This is a genomic window from Tenacibaculum sp. AWR4_210 (assembly GCF_056160945.1).
Genome location: NZ_JBSWYF010000003.1, coordinates 422822 through 439524, shown reverse-complemented (window position 1 = coordinate 439524; position 16703 = coordinate 422822). Strand labels below are relative to the sequence as shown.

The following is a 16703-nucleotide window of genomic DNA, read 5'->3' as shown; positions in this document are numbered from 1 at the left end:
TTGATCATTAATTAGTAGATGTTAAACTCCCAAAGTTGAAGTTACATCCTATATTTATATTCGTAGCATTAACATTTCCGAATGGAGCAATAAATTGTCCAACAGAACTCGTGATACTAATCGTATTATTTACGTTGACATTGATTCCGGCTACCAATCGAGCAACAATGCCTTCATCGGTATCAACACCGGCCCCTCCTGCAGCACCTCCCGTGGCATCTATAAAGAACTCTAGGTGATTGGATAGAAAAGAGGGACTTTTAACTCCCATACCAACCAAACCATGAGCATAACCGCCTGACCTTCCGTCATAGGCAAATCCAGCCTCTCCAATGAGGTATAGATTTTTGGTTAAGTCGTAATTTACTTGGAAGGCTAGAAGTTGTAAATCGACTTCTTTGAGGCCTTTACTATCGTCTGTTTTGGCAACGCCTAAATACGTTTGGTTTTCGAGGCTTAAGCTGATACCTTGTATTCTGTAATTTGATCGGTCGGTTTGATTTGACTTTTGGGTACCACCGCTGAAGTTGGTGTATTTTATACCGAAACCAAAGGTATAGGCTTCCAGGGTGCCACCAATTGCCCTGTAATAACCACCGTGAGTACTCAGGCGGAATCGCTGTGAGAGCTTTAAGTCAATACCGGCTGAAGGGTAGAGCATCAAACCTCCTTCAGGAGCGACACGTCCACCAGCGGCACCGACGGCAAATTTGGTAAACACGTCTACATAGGTCGACTGTATAAGGTGGTAGCCCATACCAAAAAATAGGTCCATAAAGCCGGCACGTAATCCTTTGTATATGGCATCGGTGTGCACAAACAAAAAGCTCTTTTCATCGAGGTATTTTTGGTATTCAAATCCTAAAACATACAAGGTTTCACGCAAAGGAGTTCCGTTATCCTTTTGTGATGATCCTATTGGTTTAAAGAAATCAAAACGCAATTGCTGTGCGTTTTTTACATCGGGCTGCTGCCACAGTTGGTCTTTTTCCAATTGTTTGAGCTCGAATTTTTGTAGGCTGTGACGGTAATCGGTAAATCTTAAAAGACTAGGTATTTCTACAAACACAGAAACGGCATTACTTTTAATAGCACCCGAATAAAAATCGAAGTGACTGTATTGCACACCGACTGCATAATGCTTTTGTTGTAACTGCAACCCTATATTCGAATTGATATATCCTCCGTCATTTACCAAATAACGATACCCACCGCCACCACCAAAATGAAAGTTGGCATCGAGGTATAGTGATTTGTAAAGTTTCTTGTTAATTCCCAGCGTAGCTCCCAAGGTGAATAGGCCTCCTTGGTCACCGGTAATGGCTGCATACATACCTGCACCACCATACAGCCAATCGTTAAAAGGTATAAAGTAATGCAAGCCCATAAGCCCCATGGTTTTATCCAGTGAAGGATAAGTTGCTTGAGGCATCGAAACCGGAATGAAATTCAATCGCACTTTATTATTCAACTGTTTTCGCTGTGGAACATCGGTTGACTGTGCGTGTGCAGCAGTCCCCAATAGTAATCCAGTCACTAAGGTTAGCGGCAGTTGCACATTAAGGATGAATTTTCGGTATGTAGCTCGGATTCTGCGAAACATTATTTTGGGGTGTTATTCAAATTCACTAGTGGTATGTAATTTTACCGTAGGGTATTTACTTTGTGTCATTTGCATAGTAAAGGCAGAATCGGCTAAAAATACGAGCCTACCAGCTTTGTCTTTTGCTAAATAACGTTGTTTAACGCGTTTGAACTCTTTGAATTCTTCATTTTTTTCATCTTCTGCTTGTACCCAACAGGCCTTGTGAACAGCGATATTCTCGTATGTACATTTGGCCCCGTATTCGTGTTCAAGACGGTATTGAATAACCTCGTATTGAAGGGCTCCAACAGTACCGATAATACGTCGTCCATTCATTTCAAGGGTAAATAATTGGGCAACTCCTTCATCCATTAATTGGTCTAAACCTTTGTATAATTGCTTTGACTTTAAAGGGTCGGCGTTGTTCACATATCTAAAGTGCTCTGGAGAGAAACTTGGAATCCCCTTGAAATTCAATTGCTCTCCTTCTGTTAAGGTATCTCCAATTTTGAAATTTCCCGTATCGTGTAAACCTACAATATCACCTGGGAAAGATTCTTCTACAATTTCTTTCTTTTCAGCAAAGAAGGCATTGGGACTTGAGAATTTTACTTTTTTACCATTTCGAACATGTAAATACGGAGTGTTTCTCTTAAAAACTCCGGATACAATTTTAACAAAAGCGAGGCGATCTCTGTGCTTTGGATCCATATTGGCATGAATCTTAAATACAAAACCTGTCATTTTGTTTTCTTTAGAATCTACTAGTCTGTTGTCTGACATTTTAGGTTGTGGATTCGGAGCGATATCGATAAAGCAATCTAAGAGTTCCTTGACACCGAAGTTGTTCAGAGCCGAACCAAAGAAAACGGGTTGTAGGTCTCCTGAATTATAAGCTTCTTGATCAAACGCAGGGTAAACTTCGTATACGAGATCGAGTTCTTCTCTTAAGGTATCAGCCGCGTCTTGTCCTACTATTTCATCCAATTCAGGATTGGTAATATCCGTAAACTCTACGCCTTCTGATATTGTTTGTTTGTTATCTCCTGAGAAAATATTGAGTTTTTTACCCCAGATATCATAAATACCTTTAAAATCGTATCCCATACCTATTGGGAAACTCATCGGAGTTACTTTTAGCTTGAGTTTTTGTTCTACTTCATCGAGGAGGTCAAAAGCGTCTTTTCCTTCGCGGTCAAGTTTGTTGATAAATACGATCATAGGAATTTTTCGCATTCTACAAACCTCTACTAATTTTTCGGTTTGCTCCTCAACTCCTTTTGCCACGTCAATAACGACAATTACACTGTCAACAGCCGTGAGTGTTCGGAAAGTATCTTCCGCAAAGTCTTTATGCCCAGGGGTATCGAGTATGTTGATTTTTCGGTCTTTGTAAATAAAGGCTAATACCGAAGTAGCAACCGAAATTCCACGTTGTCTTTCGATTTCCATGAAATCGGAGGTTGCTCCTTTTTTAATTTTATTGTTTTTAACAGCACCGGCCTCCTGAATTGCCCCACCAAATAATAGCAATTTTTCAGTAAGCGTAGTCTTACCTGCATCGGGATGGGAAATAATTCCAAAGGTTCTTCTCTTTTGGATTTCTTCTAAAAAACTCATCTATAAATTTTAAGGTGGCAAAGTTAAACTTTTATGTGTTGAGGCGCAATTATATAACAGGTTTTTTAACTGCTTTAAAGAGATGGAGTTGCCTCGATTAGCAGGGGGGATTGTCTAAGAGATGCGCTTTTTATTTACAAAAAAACAAAAGCAATTTCAACGAGGAGTAAGTACAGTGTGGATTCTATTTTGTAAGTTTGTTTTTTGGTAAATAGTACACATGAAAGAACAAGTAATTTTAGTAGATGAACAGGACAATCCAATTGGATTGATGGAAAAAATAGAAGCCCATGAAAAGGCGTTATTACACCGTGCTTTTTCTGTTTTTGTATTCAATAGTAAAGGAGAATTGATGTTGCAGCAACGCGCAAAAGAAAAGTATCACTCTCCGTTATTATGGACAAATACTTGTTGTTCGCATCAGCGTTCTGGTGAGAGTAATATTGCTGCAGGAAAGCGACGATTACACGAAGAAATGGGATTTTCTTGTGAGTTGGAGGAAGTGTTCAGTTTTATCTATAAAGCTCCTTTTGACAATGGGCTTACGGAACACGAGCTCGATCATGTGATGGTCGGTTTTTATGAGGAAGATCCAGTAGTAAATCCAGAAGAAGTTGCTAGTTTTAAATGGATGGACTTGGAAGCAGTGAAAACAGACATCGAAAAGAACCCTGATCAATACACAGCTTGGTTTAAAATCATCTTTCAAGAATCGTATCGAGAATTATCTAAATTTTTAGCCTAAATGCCAAGAGTTACTGTACATAGAAAAGCGCATTTTAATGCAGCTCACCGATTGTTTAATCCGAATTGGGATGACGCCAAAAACAAAGAAGTATTTGGAAAGTGCAGCAATCCACATTACCATGGACACAATTACGAGTTAATAGTATCTTTAACAGGAGAGATTGATCCTGTTACGGGGTATGTATACGATTTAGGTGTCTTAAAAGACTTGATAAAATCAGAGGTGGAAGAAGCTTTTGATCATAAAAATTTAAATATTGAAGTACCAGAATTCAAGAATTTAAATCCTTCTGTTGAGAATATTGCTGTGGTTATCTACGAGAAATTAAGAGTTCGTATTGAAAACGAGTTAGACTTGTCTGTTACTGTTTACGAAACACCGAGAAATTTTGTGACCTACTCAGGGAACTAATTTTTTTCTTATCTTTAAGTATAAAGACTTTATTATCATGATTATAGAACAACCCTTTTTTAAATTTACCCCCATTTTAAAAGAGAAGATTTGGGGCGGAGATAAATTAATAAAACTATTACATAAATCCTCTGATAAATCGAATATCGGAGAGAGTTGGGAAATTTCTGACGTAGAAGGAGATACTTCTGTAGTAAGCAATGGTCCATGCCAGGGTATGTCATTAAAAGAACTCATTTCCAATGAAAAAGGTCGCTTTGTAGGAGAGCGTGTTTACAGCGCTTTTGGTGATAAGTTTCCCTTGTTAATTAAATACATCGATGCAAAAGAAGCCTTGAGTATCCAATTACATCCGCATGATGATTTGGCGATGCAACGTCACAATTCATTTGGGAAAACAGAGATGTGGTATGTGATGCAGGCAGATGAACAGGCAAATTTGATTGTAGGATTTAAGAAGGATACCGATAAAGAGGAGTATCTCAAGCATTTGAATAATAAATCGCTAACGGAAATTTTAAATATAGATACCGTTGCTAATGGAGATGTTTATTTTATCCCTACGGGAAGAGTACACGCTATCGGAGCGGGCGTAATGTTAGCCGAAATTCAACAAACTTCTGATGTCACTTATCGAATTTACGATTGGGATCGTCAGGATAGCGAAGGAAATTATCGTGAACTGCATACTGAAGAAGCTATTGATGCTATTGATTACAAAGCACAAGACAGCTATACAACAGCATACCAAAAGGTAACCAATAGTAGTAGTGAAATGGTGAGTTGTCCGTATTTTACTACCAATATTTTGCCAATTGAAGGAAGTGTAAGTTACGGAAAACGAGGGTTGGATAGCTTTTTGATATACATGTGTGTGAAAGGGGAGGTAAGGTTTGAAAGTAACGGAGTTGAGGCGACTATTAAGATGGGAGAAACCCTGTTAATACCAGCCTATGTACAGTCGTACACATTACATTCACTTGAGGAGACTTCTGAGCTCTTGGAAGTGTATTTACCAGAAAATTAGCGGTCTAATTTTCTGGTTGATCTCAACTTTCGTATGAGACTTCTATTGAATTCGTGTTCAGCTACTTCAAGAGCTAGTATTTTCTTGTAGGGAATGATGGTAGCCACTTTCTCAAAAAAATCATTTTTAATTTTAGCCTTTTTATTACTGATGTCGCGAATGCGTAAAATGACTTTTTTGGCTTCTTCTTCACTGAGTTTTTCAATTCCGCCTTTTTTGAGTATTTGCTTTTTAATTTTATAGCGTTCTTCTTTGTGTAGTGCTAACATTTCTAAGCTATACGCGTTGTATATTGGCCAAAACTTTTCGGCTTCTTGGGTGCTGAGACTAAGCTTGTCTGTGATATAGGCTATTTTGTACGAATGAATTTTTTCGTGGTGTTTGGTACGATACACCTTTTGCCCAAACGATAGGGTAGAGGTACAAAGGCACAAAACGGCAAGGTAAAAGCTTAGGGTTTTCATATTATTCAATTTCATTTGCTAGGGTTTCACTACTGAGATTATTTAAATAGGCTTCTACATCTTCATCTTCCAAATTGACAGTATTTAAAATATCGCTGTCAAATGTAAGTGAAGCCTCGTCAATAACCAAAGCGAATTCACTGTCATTATTATCTAAATAACCATAATCATACCAATCTTCAATTTCTTCGGTGCTAAAACTCGAAAGGTTGTTGGGCTCTACGATGGTAAAATAGGTATAAGCCATAAAGAGAAGCAAAGAAGCGGCAACGGCAGTCGGAATCATCTGTATCACGCGACGGTAATACGACGTTTTACGATGCTGCGGTTCTCGGTTTATAGTGGCCTCAAAAATGCGTTCTTCAGCGTCGTTAAAATAGTTTTCGGGTATTTTAAAGCCTTTGTTTTTAGCTGTGTTTGGAATTTCTTCACGAGCAAACAAACGCTCTTCAAAAGCGTCAAAATAGCCTTCAGGGGCCTTAAAGCTCGAAGCTTTGCCAGTGTTCTCTTTGAGGAACGCGATACTATTTTTTAAATCTTCACTCATAATCCTTAGACTGTTGGTTGCACTAATGGTTTAATGTTGGTTTTTAATAAAGGCTTCTATTTTTTTTACCGCATGGTGATACGATGCCTTTAAGCCGCCGATACTAACGTTCAAAATAGCTGATATTTCTTGGTATTTGAGATTGTCAAAATACTTCATGTTAAATACCAGTTGTTGTTGCTGGGGTAGTTGGGCTATGGCTTTCTGAAGGATGATTTCTATTTCAGATCCTTCAAACCAATAATCACTATCTAGGTTAGAGGTGAGTTGTTGCTGGTAATCGCTGATGTCTAGATTTTGTTCTTTTGCTTTTTTACTTAAAAAACTCAAGGCCTCGTTGGTTGCAATACGGTACATCCACGAGTATATTTTACTGTCTCCTTTAAACGAGTCAATATTTTTATACACCTTGATGAACGTGTTTTGCAACACATCATCAGCGTCGTCATGAGATAATACAATTTTTCGTATGTGCCAATACAAGCGTTCTTTGTATTCGCTCACGAGACTTCTAAAGGCAAGTTCCTTGGTAGAAGTGTTTTGTAATTGGTGTATTAATAGCGTTTCGTCTGCCAACTAGATAGATTTTAGTTGTTAGACACTAAAGTTACAAAAAGGTTTAATCAGATGTCAAAAAATTATTTTGACATCCTTCTAGAAAAACCAAATAAGCGTTTTGCTTTAATCGTTTCAGAAACTCCTTTCGGAAGCATTTCTTCCCAACCTTCTTCGTTGTCTTTGATCATTTGAAGAACTTTACGAGAGAAAATGTGTAAGATGTCTCCGTTAAAACCTTTGATATCTACGAGTTTACCGTTGAGTTTAAAGAATTTGTACAGTTCTTTAATTCTAGGGTGAACTTTTAAGTTTTGACTGGTGATGAATTCTTCAGTTTCTTGATCCTTGTAAGGATACATATACACCTTTAAATCGCGGTAGAATAATTTACCGAAGGCTTCCAAAATACCTCCACTTAAATCGCGGTAGTATTTTTCGTCGAAAATCTGGATTAAGTTGTTGACACCCATAGCTAAGGCCATGCGCTCTCTTGTAAATTCACTGAAGTATTCAACGAGTTTAAAGTATTCTTGGTAGTTGGTGATCATTACATTCTGTCCGAGTGAACACAGTAATTCTGCACGGTCTAAGAAATCACGTTCGTTAATTTTACCTTCTGCTTTTAGGTTGCTCAAGGTGATTTCGAATATGATTTGAGTTTTTTCAGGGTCTACTTTTTTCTCTGCCAAGAAAAGTTCTTTTGACTTCTCAAACATGTCCATGTTTACCTTAGTAACAGGCCTGAAACTTCCTCGAAGTGCCAAGATATTACGTTTGTACAAGACTTGTGCAGGGAGAAGGTTGTTTCCGTCTGGACCGAACATTACAGCATTGGTCATTTCATTCTTCACCAACTGTAAACTCATCAAACGGTTATCTACGTACATAAATCGAGGTCCTGAGAAGTTGATCATGTCAATTTCAAGGCGGTCTTTGTCAATATTGTCGTAGAAAGACTTTAACAACTCTTTAGGGTTGTCGTTTAGGTAGAAAGCACCGTAAATTAAGTTTACTCCCAAAATCCCTAAGGTTTCTTGTTGTAATCGAGCATCCGTTTCTTTAAAACGCAAGTGGAGTACAATCTCGTTGTAGTCTTCTAGAGGGTCTAACTGAAAGCGGATACCTACCCATCCGTGACCTTTGAACTTCTTTGTAAAGTTAATGGTAGCCACGGTATTGGCATAACTAAAAAATAATTTATCTGGGTGTTTTTGACGGTCTAAACGTTCCTCAATAAGGTCCATTTCATGGCGAAGCATCTTTTTTAATCGCGCTTCGGTAACATAACGTCCGTCATTTTCTACACCGTAAATGGCGTCAGAAAAATCTTTATCATACGCACTCATTGCTTTTGCAATAGTTCCTGAGGCTCCTCCAGCTCTAAAGAAATTACGAACAGTTTCTTGCCCAGCACCGATCTCGGCAAAAGTACCGTAGATGTGAGCGTTCAAATTTATTTTTAAAGCTTTTGATTTGGTTGTTGGAACCGTGTTGATCTTTTGATCTCCCTTTAACGTAATTGCCATTTTATTCTTTTTAGTTACGTGGGGCAAATGTACTGAAATTTGAAAGTACCAGTCAATTTTTATTGTATTTTTGTGTAACAGATGAACAAAAAACAACAATTAAAATTAACCTTTTTAGGAACAGGTACTTCTACAGGGGTGCCGATGATTTCAAGTACCCATCCAGTAGCGTTTTCTGAAGATCCCAGAGACAAGCGACTGCGATCTTCTGTTAAATTCTCATGGGGAGACCATACCTATATTATCGATTGTGGTCCCGATTTTAGGCAACAAATGATTCGTGAAAAGATCCATGCTATCGATGGTATATTGTTTACCCACGAGCATGCTGATCACATTGCTGGCTTAGACGAAATTCGCCCGTATTGTTTTCGAATGGGATCCGTGCCGATTTACCTAAGCGAGCGCGTACTAAACGTTTTGCAAAAGCGATACGATTATATTTTCGCAACGGAGAATCGCTATCCGAGTGCTCCCAGTGTTGCACCTACAATTATCAGTCATCAAAGTAGCTTTGTTTTGAGTGGAGTGATGGTTACACCCATTGAGGTGATGCATGGAAAACTACCTATATTAGGATACCGCTTTCACAACATGGCTTATTTGACGGATATCAAGTACCTCGAACCCTCGGAAAAAGAAAAATTGAAAGGACTTGAGGTATTGGTGATAACAGGATTGCGAAAAGAACCGCATGCCACCCACTTAAACATCGAAGAAGCCTTGGCACTGGTCGACGAATTGAAACCGCGTTTTACCTATTTGACCCACATTAGTGAGCTGCTCGGCTTTCATGAAGAAGTGTCGAAAGAATTACCGGAAAATGTGTTCCTTGCGTACGATGGATTAGAGGTGACCACAGAACTATAGAAGACCTCGATAAATACATAAATAAAATTGAAATAGAGAACGGTAAATTCTGCTTCTTTCCTCGTATTTTTACCGTGTTAATTAAGAAAAAATAACAATGAAAATAATTATATCTCCAGCAAAATCCTTGGATTTTGAAACCAAAGCAACAACAGAGCAGTATACACAGCCCAGATTTCTTGAAGATTCAGCGAAATTGAATAAAAAACTCAAAACGCTTTCGAGAAACAAATTGGGAGAATTGATGAAGATCTCGGACGAGTTGGCACAGTTAAATTACGATAGAAATCAGGTGTGGAGTCCACCGTTTGATTTGTCTAATGCCAAACAGGCCTTGTTTTCATTTACAGGTGAGGTGTTCAGAGGAATTGATGTGATGAGTTTAGATGAAAAGCATCACGAATCAGTACAAGGAACACTTCGAATTTTATCGGGATTATACGGTTTGTTAAAGCCTTTAGATTTGATTCAGCCATATCGTTTAGAAATGGGAACCAAGTTGAAAGTTGGAAGGACAGAAAATTTGTACAAATTTTGGGGAACCAAATTGGCAGAATCACTGAACGAAGAAATGGAAGATGGAGAGCTTTTGATTAATTTGGCCAGTTCAGAATACTTTAAGGCACTTCCGAAGAAAACGCTAAAAGTACCGATGATCACTCCGGTGTTTAAAGATTTTAAAAATGGTCAGTATAAAACGATCATGACCTATGCTAAGAAGGCGAGAGGCCTAATGGTGCGTTACATCATCGAGAACGAAGTGACAAGCTTGGAAGGATTGAAAAACTTTAACGTGGAGGGCTACGCTTTTGACGCGACAATGTCATCAGAATTAGAACTCGTATTTACCAGGTAATATGCTGTTGCGAAAAAAATTGCTTTGGAAATCGATTTTGGCTGTTTTACTGCTGGGAATCTTATTCATTTTCGGTTGTAACTGGCTCGTTAAAAAGAATGCTACGGGAAAAAATGTACGACTCCGTTACGGAAGTACCCGCACGAAAGGTGGGGCTTTTATTGGGGACGGTAAAGTATTTAAAGAACGGACAGGTAAATCTGTACTACAGCTATCGCCTCGAAGCTGCCGTTGCCTTGTTTAAGGCAGGTAAAATCTCTTATATTTTAGTAAGTGGTGATAATGGTAGCAAAAGGTATGATGAGCCTACGGCTTTTAAAGAGGATTTAGTAAAGCGAGGCGTTCCAGAATCTAGAATTGTTTTGGATTATGCGGGCTTTCGAACCTTGGATTCCGTGGTACGAGCAAAAGAGGTTTTTGGACAAGACGAATTGATTGTGATATCACAAAAATTTCACAATGAAAGAGCGTTGTATTTGGCCGAAAATAAAGGGATAGCAGCAGTGGCTTTTAATGCAAAAGGAGTATCTGGACGCTATGGGTTAAAGGTAACCGTACGCGAGTATTTCGCTAGGGTTAAATTGTTTTTAGATATCTTGTTCGGTGTAGGACCGAAATTCCTTGGACCCAAAGTGACGATTTAACCCTAGTGTTTTATTGTTAGCAATCTGCCAGACCTACAGTCACTGCCAATCCACCTTCAGAGGTTTCTTTGTAGTTTCTGTTCATGTCTTTGGCAGTTTCCCACATGGTATCAATTACTTTGTCGAGGGGTACTAAAGATGATTTTGGATCTGTTTCTAGGGCGAGTTCAGCTGCGTTGATAGCCTTGATAGCGCCCATTGCGTTTCGTTCGATACAAGGCACCTGAACGAGTCCTCCAATAGGGTCACAGGTGAGTCCTAGGTGGTGTTCCATGGCAATTTCAGCAGCGACTAAGCATTGTGAAGGGCTACCTCCGAGCAGTTCTGTTAATCCGGCAGCAGCCATAGCTGAAGAAACTCCGATTTCTGCTTGGCATCCACCCATCGCGGCTGAAATGGTGGCATTCTTCTTAAAGATACTTCCAATTTCACCAGCCACTAATAAGAATTTTTTGATCTGTTCAAAATCAGCTTCGTGATTTTCAATAACTAAGTAGTACATCAATACTGCAGGGATTACACCAGCACTTCCGTTGGTTGGAGCGGTTACCACACGACCTAAAGCAGCGTTAACCTCGTTAACAGCTAGTGCAAAACAGCTCACCCATTTTAGGATTTCTCTAAACTTTACCTCTGTACTACGAATGGCTTTTATCCATTCGTGTTGATTGTTGTAAGTGGCCCCTTTAATTAATTTTTTGTGGGTCTCAAAAGCTCTTCTTTTTACATTGAGACCTCCAGGAAGCGTTCCTTCGGTGTGACATCCGATATACATGCATTCGAGCATAGTTTCCCACACGCGGTTTAACTCACTGTCAATAGTGGCTTGATCGGCCAACTCCAATTCATTTAATAATACTATTTCAGAGATGAGCTTGTTCTCTTTTGCACAGTACGCTTCTAATTCTGTAGCACGGTTAATAGGAAACGGGAAATTTTTCTTATTGATTTCCTTATCGTCATTACTCGCTGCTGATTCTTGAATGACAAAGCCACCTCCTATAGAATAGTAGGTTTCTGATGAAAGTTCTTCTCCAGTGCTGTCAAAAGCATAAAAACGAAGTCCATTGGAATGAAAAGGCAAGAAATCTCTGTTAAAAACAACTAAATCGGCATTACAGTGCAGCGTTTTTTCTCCATTAAAATTCAGGGTATTACTCGTATTAATGGCTTGAATAATACGTTCGATATCCGAGATAGGAATGTATTCCGGATCGGTTCCGCTCAATCCTAAGAGTACCGCCAAATCCGTGGCATGCCCTTTTCCAGTAAGAGATAATGACCCGTACAAGTCCACTTTTACGAGGCTTACTCGATCAAAAATACCGTTTGTTTTAAGCTTGGAAATCCATTGTTGTGCGGCTCTCCAAGGGCCTAAAGTATGTGAGCTTGAAGGTCCCACACCGATTTTCAGCATGTCAAATACACTGATAAATTGTGACATAAATTTAGGTTGTTTGTTGAGGGCTAAAATAAAAAAAATCCCGTAGCATACACCACGGGATTTTTCATTTAGTTTATTGGTGATTTACATACCGTAGATAGCTTCTTTACTAAACTTCTCGGTTAACATATAATACACGACCGCACGGTATTTGTTTCGCTCTGATTTACCGATGCGTTCCATTACTTCTTGAATTGCTTCGTCCAATTTAGGTCCGTCTTCTAATCCTAACTTCTTAATTAAAAAATTGTTTTTAACGGTCAATAACTCTTTGGCATCCGATCCAGAAACTGTTTCGGCATCTTTTTTGTAAATTGATGGACCTAATCCTTTGGTGACAGCTGTTAAAAGGTCACTTTTAAACGCGAGGTTTCTGTCGTTCATAAACTTAGAGTACAACGCAACTTTTTCGTCAAATTTGCTCATGATTTTTTGTTTAAAGATTAATTTGTTTGATTCAATTTTTTAATACTTTCAAATATAGAAAAATTATTGAATCTCTCAAATCAGCCCCTGAAATCTCTCAGTTTTTAGGAGAAAATTGTTAATTACTTTGTTAACAATAAAAGTGGCTAAATGTTTTTAGGCATCATTGTTGTTGTAAATTTATGTGTATTTCAAATCCGTAGCCTATGCCAGTGTCAAAATTTGAATCCATGTTGAAAACGAATAGCGTCTATTTTTTCGATGCTACAGAGTTTGAGTATATTATAGAGCACTATTTGAATATAGGAAAGCATTCCTTAGCGAAGAAAGCCGTTAAATTAGGGCTAGAACAACACCCCACTTCCATACAGTTAAAGCTGATGCAAGTGGAGCTTTTAGTGTTCGATGGTGACCTGCCAGAAGCCATCAAGTTATTAACAGATATCGAAGCAGTGGAACCTCACAACGATGAGGTGTTTATTCAAAAAGCAACAATTTTATCAAAAAAGAAACAACATAAAGAGGCCATTGAAGTTTTAAAAGCCTCGTTAGAATTTATCGAGTCCCCAGAAGATATTTGGTCTATGTTGGGGATGGAATATCTGTATTTAGACGACTATGAAAATGCGCGTCTGAATTTTGCAAAATGTATTGAAGTGGACTTCGAAGACTATTCATCTCTTTACAATATTGTGTATTGTTTTGATATGGAGGAAAAAAATGAAGAGGCCATTAAGTTTTTGAATGCCTATTTGGATAAAAATCCCTACTGTGAGGTAGCTTGGCATCAGTTAGGGCGTCAGTATTTTGAGTTGGGTATGTTTGAAGAAGCCTTGCGAGCGTTTGATTTTGCCGTAATTATAGACGATAGTTTTATTGGAGGGTATTTGGAAAAAGCCAAAACCTTGGAAGAATTAAAAAATTATCAGGAAGCCATCGATAATTACTTGATTACTCTTGAACTCGATGACCCGACGGCCTTTGCATACATCCGAATCGGAGAATGCTATCAGAAATTGGACAATATAGCTACGGCTATGCACTTTTATAAAAAGGCAGTACATGAAGATCCTTTATTAGACAGAGGGTGGATGATGCTTACCAATGCCTGTTATCTAAGTAATAATTATCCGAAAGCGTTGTACTATATAAACAAAGCCATTCAAATAGATGAAACCAATGCTTTGTATTGGAGGAGGTACGGAGATATCAACTTGAAGTTGAATTTTTATGAAGAGGCGGTAAAGGCATTTAATCGCTGCATTAGCTTAGGTGATAAGGAAATTGAAATTTACGTAGCGCTGGCTGATATTTTACTTTTCTTAGGGGATTTTAGTGAAGCGTTGACAGTGTTGATTAGAGCCAAGAAGATATATCGTGAATTTGCCGAAATTGAATACCGTTTGTGCGGATTGTTTATGATTTTGGACAAGGAAGAATACAGTTTGACACACTTGAAAAACGGTCTTGCTATTGATTTTGACTATCATTTTATAGTAAAAGAACTGTACCCATCAGTATATGACAACCAGCGCGTACAAGAATTGATAAGCGCAGCAAAAGATATGGTCAACTAGCGGGAGCACTCCCAGTAGTAACCCCAAAAAAATAAGGTTTCGAAATCCTATACTTCACCTAGTGGAGTTAGGATTTTTTTTATGCCTAGACTTTTCAAATGTTATGTTAAAATTAACAAAAAACACCCCGTTTTATTGAAAAAAAAACGTAGCTTTTCCAGCTCTTAAAAGAGTGAAAACGCAGTGTTTTCGGGGTGTTTTATCGAAAACGATTTCGTTTTTTTTGAGAAAATCAACGTAAAAAATAACTAGATTTGACACAGAAATTATGGCAAATAAAATAAAGAAAATAGCAGTAATGACCTCAGGAGGAGACGCTCCTGGAATGAATGCAGCAATCAGATCAGTGGTGCGTACCTGTGCGTATTACAGAACAGAATGTGTGGGAATATACCGTGGGTATCAAGGGTTGATAGAAGGTGATTTTACGAATATGACTGCCAGAAGTGTGAATAACATTATTCACAAAGGAGGGACGGTACTGAAATCGGCGAGATCCAAAGAATTTATGACGCCAGAAGGACGTGAAAAAGCCTATCAGAATTTAATTGAACACAATATCGATGCCTTAGTGGTTATCGGTGGAGATGGTTCGTTTACAGGAGGCGTTGTTTTTAATCAAGAATTCAAGTTTCCAGTAGTCGGAATTCCAGGGACCATCGATAATGATATTTATGGAACTTCACATACGTTAGGGTATGATACAGCACTGAATACAGCCATGGAGGCAATCGATAAGATTAGAGATACAGCCTCATCTCATAATCGTCTGTTTTTTGTGGAGGTTATGGGACGCGACGCCGGGTTTATAGCCTTAAACGCCGGAGTAGGTGCAGGAGCTGAAGAAATTTTGATTCCAGAAGAAGATTTAGGAGTAGATAGAATGCTCGAATCTTTAAAGAAGAGTAAGCGCTCTGGAAAGTCATCGAGTATAGTGGTGGTGGCTGAAGGGGATCGTTCGGGGAAAAATGTATATGAATTAGCCAATTACGTGGAAGAAAATCTTGAGGAATACGAAGTGCGTGTTTCTGTGTTAGGACACATGCAACGCGGAGGTTCGCCTACGTGTTTCGATAGAGTACTTGCGAGTAGATTAGGTGTAAAAGCTGTAGAATTGCTCATTGACGGGAAAACCAATTTAATGGTGGGCTTACAAAACAATGAAGTAGTGGCTACAGATTTAGAAAAAGCAATTAAAGGAATTAACAATATTGATTTAGAACTCTTACGAGTTTCTGATATCATGACGACTTAAAAAATAGAATAGATATGATTAAAATTGGGATTAACGGATTTGGTAGAATTGGACGATTGGCATTTAGATCTGCAGTGAAAAGAGCTAATGTGCAAGTGGTTGCTATCAATGATTTATTGGATGTAGACTATTTAGCATACATGCTAAAGTTCGATTCTGTACACGGAGCTTTTGAGGGTACAGTAGAAGTAAAGGGAGATAAATTGGTAGTCAATGGAAATGAAATTCGTGTAACTGCTGAACGTAATCCTGAGGAAATCAAATGGAATGAAGTAGGTGCTGATTACGTATTGGAATGTACTGGATTCTTTACAGCCAAAGACAAAGCGAGTTTACACCTTGCCGGAGGAGCTAAAAAAGTGGTGATCTCTGCACCATCGAAAGATGCGCCGATGTTTGTGATGGGCGTGAACCACCAAGAGTTGAAAGCTGAGGATACTATTTTTTCAAATGCTTCTTGTACAACCAACTGTTTGGCTCCGTTAGCGAAGGTGTTGAATGATAATTTCGGTATCAAAGAAGGGTTAATGACGACAGTACACGCGAGTACAGCAACACAGCGTACCGTTGACGGTCCGTCAATGAAAGATTGGAGAGGCGGTAGAGCTGCTTTACACAATATCATTCCTTCTTCTACAGGAGCAGCAAAGGCGGTAGGAAAGGTAATACCTGAGTTGAACGGAAAGTTAACGGGAATGGCATTTCGCGTACCGACCATGGATGTTTCTGTGGTAGACTTAACCGTACAGTTAGAAAAACCAGCGAGCTATGAGGCTATCAAAGCAGCGGTAAAATCGGCTTCTGAAGGAGCGATGAAAGGAATTTTAGGGTACACTGAAGAATTAGTGGTTTCACAAGATTTTGTGGGAGATACAAGAACTTCTATTTTCGATGCGAATGCCGGAATCGCCTTGTCAGATAACTTTGTAAAGTTAGTTTCTTGGTATGATAATGAAATGGGATATTCAACTAAAATAGTTGATTTAGTGGAGCACGCTGCTTCTTTATAACTGAGAATATAAAATATTTGAAAAACTGGTAGGAAATTACATTCTACCGGTTTTTTTTGTTTCTATATGGTTTATATTTGTATGTCCAAATAGTGTAGTAGGCTACTTCGTATGTGACAGGAGTCTAGTACATGA

At 38.6% G+C, this 16703-nt stretch carries 17 protein-coding genes; 9 read left to right on the top strand and 8 right to left on the bottom strand.

The window, feature by feature from the left end; genetic code table 11:
* Window positions 1-7: 7 nt before the first annotated feature.
* Both ACXAG7_RS07875 and ACXAG7_RS07870 read right to left on the bottom strand, forming a co-directional pair.
* Window positions 8-1603 carry a hypothetical protein gene (locus ACXAG7_RS07875; protein ID WP_476666532.1) on the bottom strand — a complete coding sequence of 532 codons (1596 nt, stop codon included), beginning with the start codon at window positions 1601-1603 and terminating at the stop codon, window positions 8-10.
* A gap of 12 nt (window positions 1604-1615) precedes the next feature.
* The gene (locus ACXAG7_RS07870; RefSeq protein WP_476666531.1) at window positions 1616-3205 is read right to left on the bottom strand and encodes a peptide chain release factor 3; all 1590 of its coding nucleotides are present in this window, start codon (window positions 3203-3205) and stop codon (window positions 1616-1618) included.
* A 220-nt stretch (window positions 3206-3425) separates the two neighbouring features.
* Here ACXAG7_RS07870 and idi point away from each other — a divergent pair, with 220 nt between their 5' ends.
* Genes idi through ACXAG7_RS07855 form a run of 3 tightly spaced genes read left to right on the top strand, consistent with a single transcriptional unit; the run spans window position 3426 to window position 5391 of the window.
* Complete coding sequence (idi, locus tag ACXAG7_RS07865) at window positions 3426-3950, top strand: isopentenyl-diphosphate Delta-isomerase (protein WP_408043140.1); 525 nt, start codon at window positions 3426-3428, stop codon at window positions 3948-3950.
* On the top strand, window positions 3951-4364 hold the full coding sequence (locus ACXAG7_RS07860; protein WP_408043141.1) for a 6-pyruvoyl trahydropterin synthase family protein: 414 nt from the start codon (window positions 3951-3953) through the stop codon (window positions 4362-4364). It begins immediately after the preceding gene.
* Window positions 4365-4401: 37 nt separating this feature from the next.
* Complete coding sequence (locus tag ACXAG7_RS07855; RefSeq protein ID WP_476666530.1) at window positions 4402-5391, top strand: type I phosphomannose isomerase catalytic subunit; 990 nt, start codon at window positions 4402-4404, stop codon at window positions 5389-5391.
* Here ACXAG7_RS07855 and ACXAG7_RS07850 read toward each other — a convergent pair.
* The 4 genes from ACXAG7_RS07850 to ACXAG7_RS07835 all read right to left on the bottom strand — a co-directional run bounded on the left by ACXAG7_RS07850 (window position 5388) and on the right by ACXAG7_RS07835 (window position 8486).
* Entirely contained in the window at window positions 5388-5855 is a 468-nt protein-coding gene (locus tag ACXAG7_RS07850) for a hypothetical protein (RefSeq protein WP_476666529.1), read from the bottom strand. The two genes, ACXAG7_RS07855 and ACXAG7_RS07850, sit on opposite strands and share 4 nt — an antisense overlap.
* 1 nt (window position 5856) lies before the next feature.
* A complete protein-coding gene (locus ACXAG7_RS07845) occupies window positions 5857-6402 on the bottom strand; it encodes a hypothetical protein (protein WP_476666528.1) in 546 nt (181 codons plus the stop codon).
* A 30-nt stretch (window positions 6403-6432) separates the two neighbouring features.
* Complete coding sequence (locus tag ACXAG7_RS07840) at window positions 6433-6978, bottom strand: RNA polymerase sigma factor (RefSeq protein ID WP_408043145.1); 546 nt, start codon at window positions 6976-6978, stop codon at window positions 6433-6435.
* 62 nt (window positions 6979-7040) lie between these two features.
* Window positions 7041-8486: a TonB-dependent receptor gene (locus ACXAG7_RS07835; protein ID WP_408043146.1), complete on the bottom strand. Its 1446-nt coding sequence runs from the start codon at window positions 8484-8486 to the stop codon at window positions 7041-7043.
* An 81-nt stretch (window positions 8487-8567) separates the two neighbouring features.
* Between ACXAG7_RS07835 and ACXAG7_RS07830 the strand changes: the two genes are divergently transcribed.
* The 3 genes from ACXAG7_RS07830 (at window position 8568) to ACXAG7_RS07820 (ending at window position 10856) form a co-directional block, all read left to right on the top strand.
* On the top strand, window positions 8568-9356 hold the full coding sequence (locus ACXAG7_RS07830) for an MBL fold metallo-hydrolase (protein ID WP_408043147.1): 789 nt from the start codon (window positions 8568-8570) through the stop codon (window positions 9354-9356).
* 97 nt (window positions 9357-9453) lie between these two features.
* Window positions 9454-10212 carry a peroxide stress protein YaaA gene (gene yaaA, locus ACXAG7_RS07825; protein WP_476666527.1) on the top strand — a complete coding sequence of 253 codons (759 nt, stop codon included), beginning with the start codon at window positions 9454-9456 and terminating at the stop codon, window positions 10210-10212.
* Window positions 10213-10310: 98 nt separating this feature from the next.
* Window positions 10311-10856 carry a SanA/YdcF family protein gene (locus tag ACXAG7_RS07820; protein ID WP_476666526.1) on the top strand — a complete coding sequence of 182 codons (546 nt, stop codon included), beginning with the start codon at window positions 10311-10313 and terminating at the stop codon, window positions 10854-10856.
* Between the two features lie 16 nt (window positions 10857-10872).
* Here the strand turns inward: ACXAG7_RS07820 and ACXAG7_RS07815 are convergent, their stop codons facing one another.
* The gene (locus ACXAG7_RS07815) at window positions 10873-12300 is read right to left on the bottom strand and encodes an L-serine ammonia-lyase (RefSeq protein ID WP_476666525.1); all 1428 of its coding nucleotides are present in this window, start codon (window positions 12298-12300) and stop codon (window positions 10873-10875) included.
* Between the two features lie 84 nt (window positions 12301-12384).
* The gene (locus ACXAG7_RS07810; protein ID WP_408043151.1) at window positions 12385-12726 is read right to left on the bottom strand and encodes a DUF2853 family protein; all 342 of its coding nucleotides are present in this window, start codon (window positions 12724-12726) and stop codon (window positions 12385-12387) included.
* A 230-nt stretch (window positions 12727-12956) separates the two neighbouring features.
* On the opposite strand from ACXAG7_RS07810, the gene ACXAG7_RS07805 reads away from it, so the two are divergent.
* The 3 genes from ACXAG7_RS07805 to gap all read left to right on the top strand — a co-directional run bounded on the left by ACXAG7_RS07805 (window position 12957) and on the right by gap (window position 16568).
* Window positions 12957-14303: a tetratricopeptide repeat protein gene (locus tag ACXAG7_RS07805; RefSeq protein ID WP_476666524.1), complete on the top strand. Its 1347-nt coding sequence runs from the start codon at window positions 12957-12959 to the stop codon at window positions 14301-14303.
* A gap of 268 nt (window positions 14304-14571) precedes the next feature.
* The gene (pfkA, locus tag ACXAG7_RS07800) at window positions 14572-15558 is read left to right on the top strand and encodes a 6-phosphofructokinase (protein WP_408043153.1); all 987 of its coding nucleotides are present in this window, start codon (window positions 14572-14574) and stop codon (window positions 15556-15558) included.
* Window positions 15559-15572: 14 nt separating this feature from the next.
* Window positions 15573-16568, top strand: coding sequence for a type I glyceraldehyde-3-phosphate dehydrogenase (gene gap / locus ACXAG7_RS07795; protein WP_476666523.1), 996 nt, complete (start codon window positions 15573-15575; stop codon window positions 16566-16568).
* Window positions 16569-16703: the final 135 nt, after the last annotated feature.

Excerpts from the sequence above, each read along its gene's own strand:
- ACXAG7_RS07875 (WP_476666532.1), bottom strand. The coding sequence starts at position 1,603 with ATGTTTCGCAGAATCCGAGCTACATACCGAAAATTCATCCTTAATGTG.
- ACXAG7_RS07870 (WP_476666531.1), bottom strand. The coding sequence starts at position 3,205 with ATGAGTTTTTTAGAAGAAATCCAAAAGAGAAGAACCTTTGGAATTATT.
- idi (WP_408043140.1), top strand. The coding sequence starts at position 3,426 with ATGAAAGAACAAGTAATTTTAGTAGATGAACAGGACAATCCAATTGGA.
- ACXAG7_RS07860 (WP_408043141.1), top strand. The coding sequence starts at position 3,951 with ATGCCAAGAGTTACTGTACATAGAAAAGCGCATTTTAATGCAGCTCAC.
- ACXAG7_RS07855 (WP_476666530.1), top strand. The coding sequence starts at position 4,402 with ATGATTATAGAACAACCCTTTTTTAAATTTACCCCCATTTTAAAAGAG.
- ACXAG7_RS07850 (WP_476666529.1), bottom strand. The coding sequence starts at position 5,855 with ATGAAAACCCTAAGCTTTTACCTTGCCGTTTTGTGCCTTTGTACCTCT.
- ACXAG7_RS07845 (WP_476666528.1), bottom strand. The coding sequence starts at position 6,402 with ATGAGTGAAGATTTAAAAAATAGTATCGCGTTCCTCAAAGAGAACACT.
- ACXAG7_RS07835 (WP_408043146.1), bottom strand. The coding sequence starts at position 8,486 with ATGGCAATTACGTTAAAGGGAGATCAAAAGATCAACACGGTTCCAACA.
- ACXAG7_RS07830 (WP_408043147.1), top strand. The coding sequence starts at position 8,568 with ATGAACAAAAAACAACAATTAAAATTAACCTTTTTAGGAACAGGTACT.
- yaaA (WP_476666527.1), top strand. The coding sequence starts at position 9,454 with ATGAAAATAATTATATCTCCAGCAAAATCCTTGGATTTTGAAACCAAA.
- ACXAG7_RS07820 (WP_476666526.1), top strand. The coding sequence starts at position 10,311 with ATGCTACGGGAAAAAATGTACGACTCCGTTACGGAAGTACCCGCACGA.
- ACXAG7_RS07815 (WP_476666525.1), bottom strand. The coding sequence starts at position 12,300 with ATGTCACAATTTATCAGTGTATTTGACATGCTGAAAATCGGTGTGGGA.
- ACXAG7_RS07810 (WP_408043151.1), bottom strand. The coding sequence starts at position 12,726 with ATGAGCAAATTTGACGAAAAAGTTGCGTTGTACTCTAAGTTTATGAAC.
- ACXAG7_RS07805 (WP_476666524.1), top strand. The coding sequence starts at position 12,957 with ATGTTGAAAACGAATAGCGTCTATTTTTTCGATGCTACAGAGTTTGAG.
- pfkA (WP_408043153.1), top strand. The coding sequence starts at position 14,572 with ATGGCAAATAAAATAAAGAAAATAGCAGTAATGACCTCAGGAGGAGAC.
- gap (WP_476666523.1), top strand. The coding sequence starts at position 15,573 with ATGATTAAAATTGGGATTAACGGATTTGGTAGAATTGGACGATTGGCA.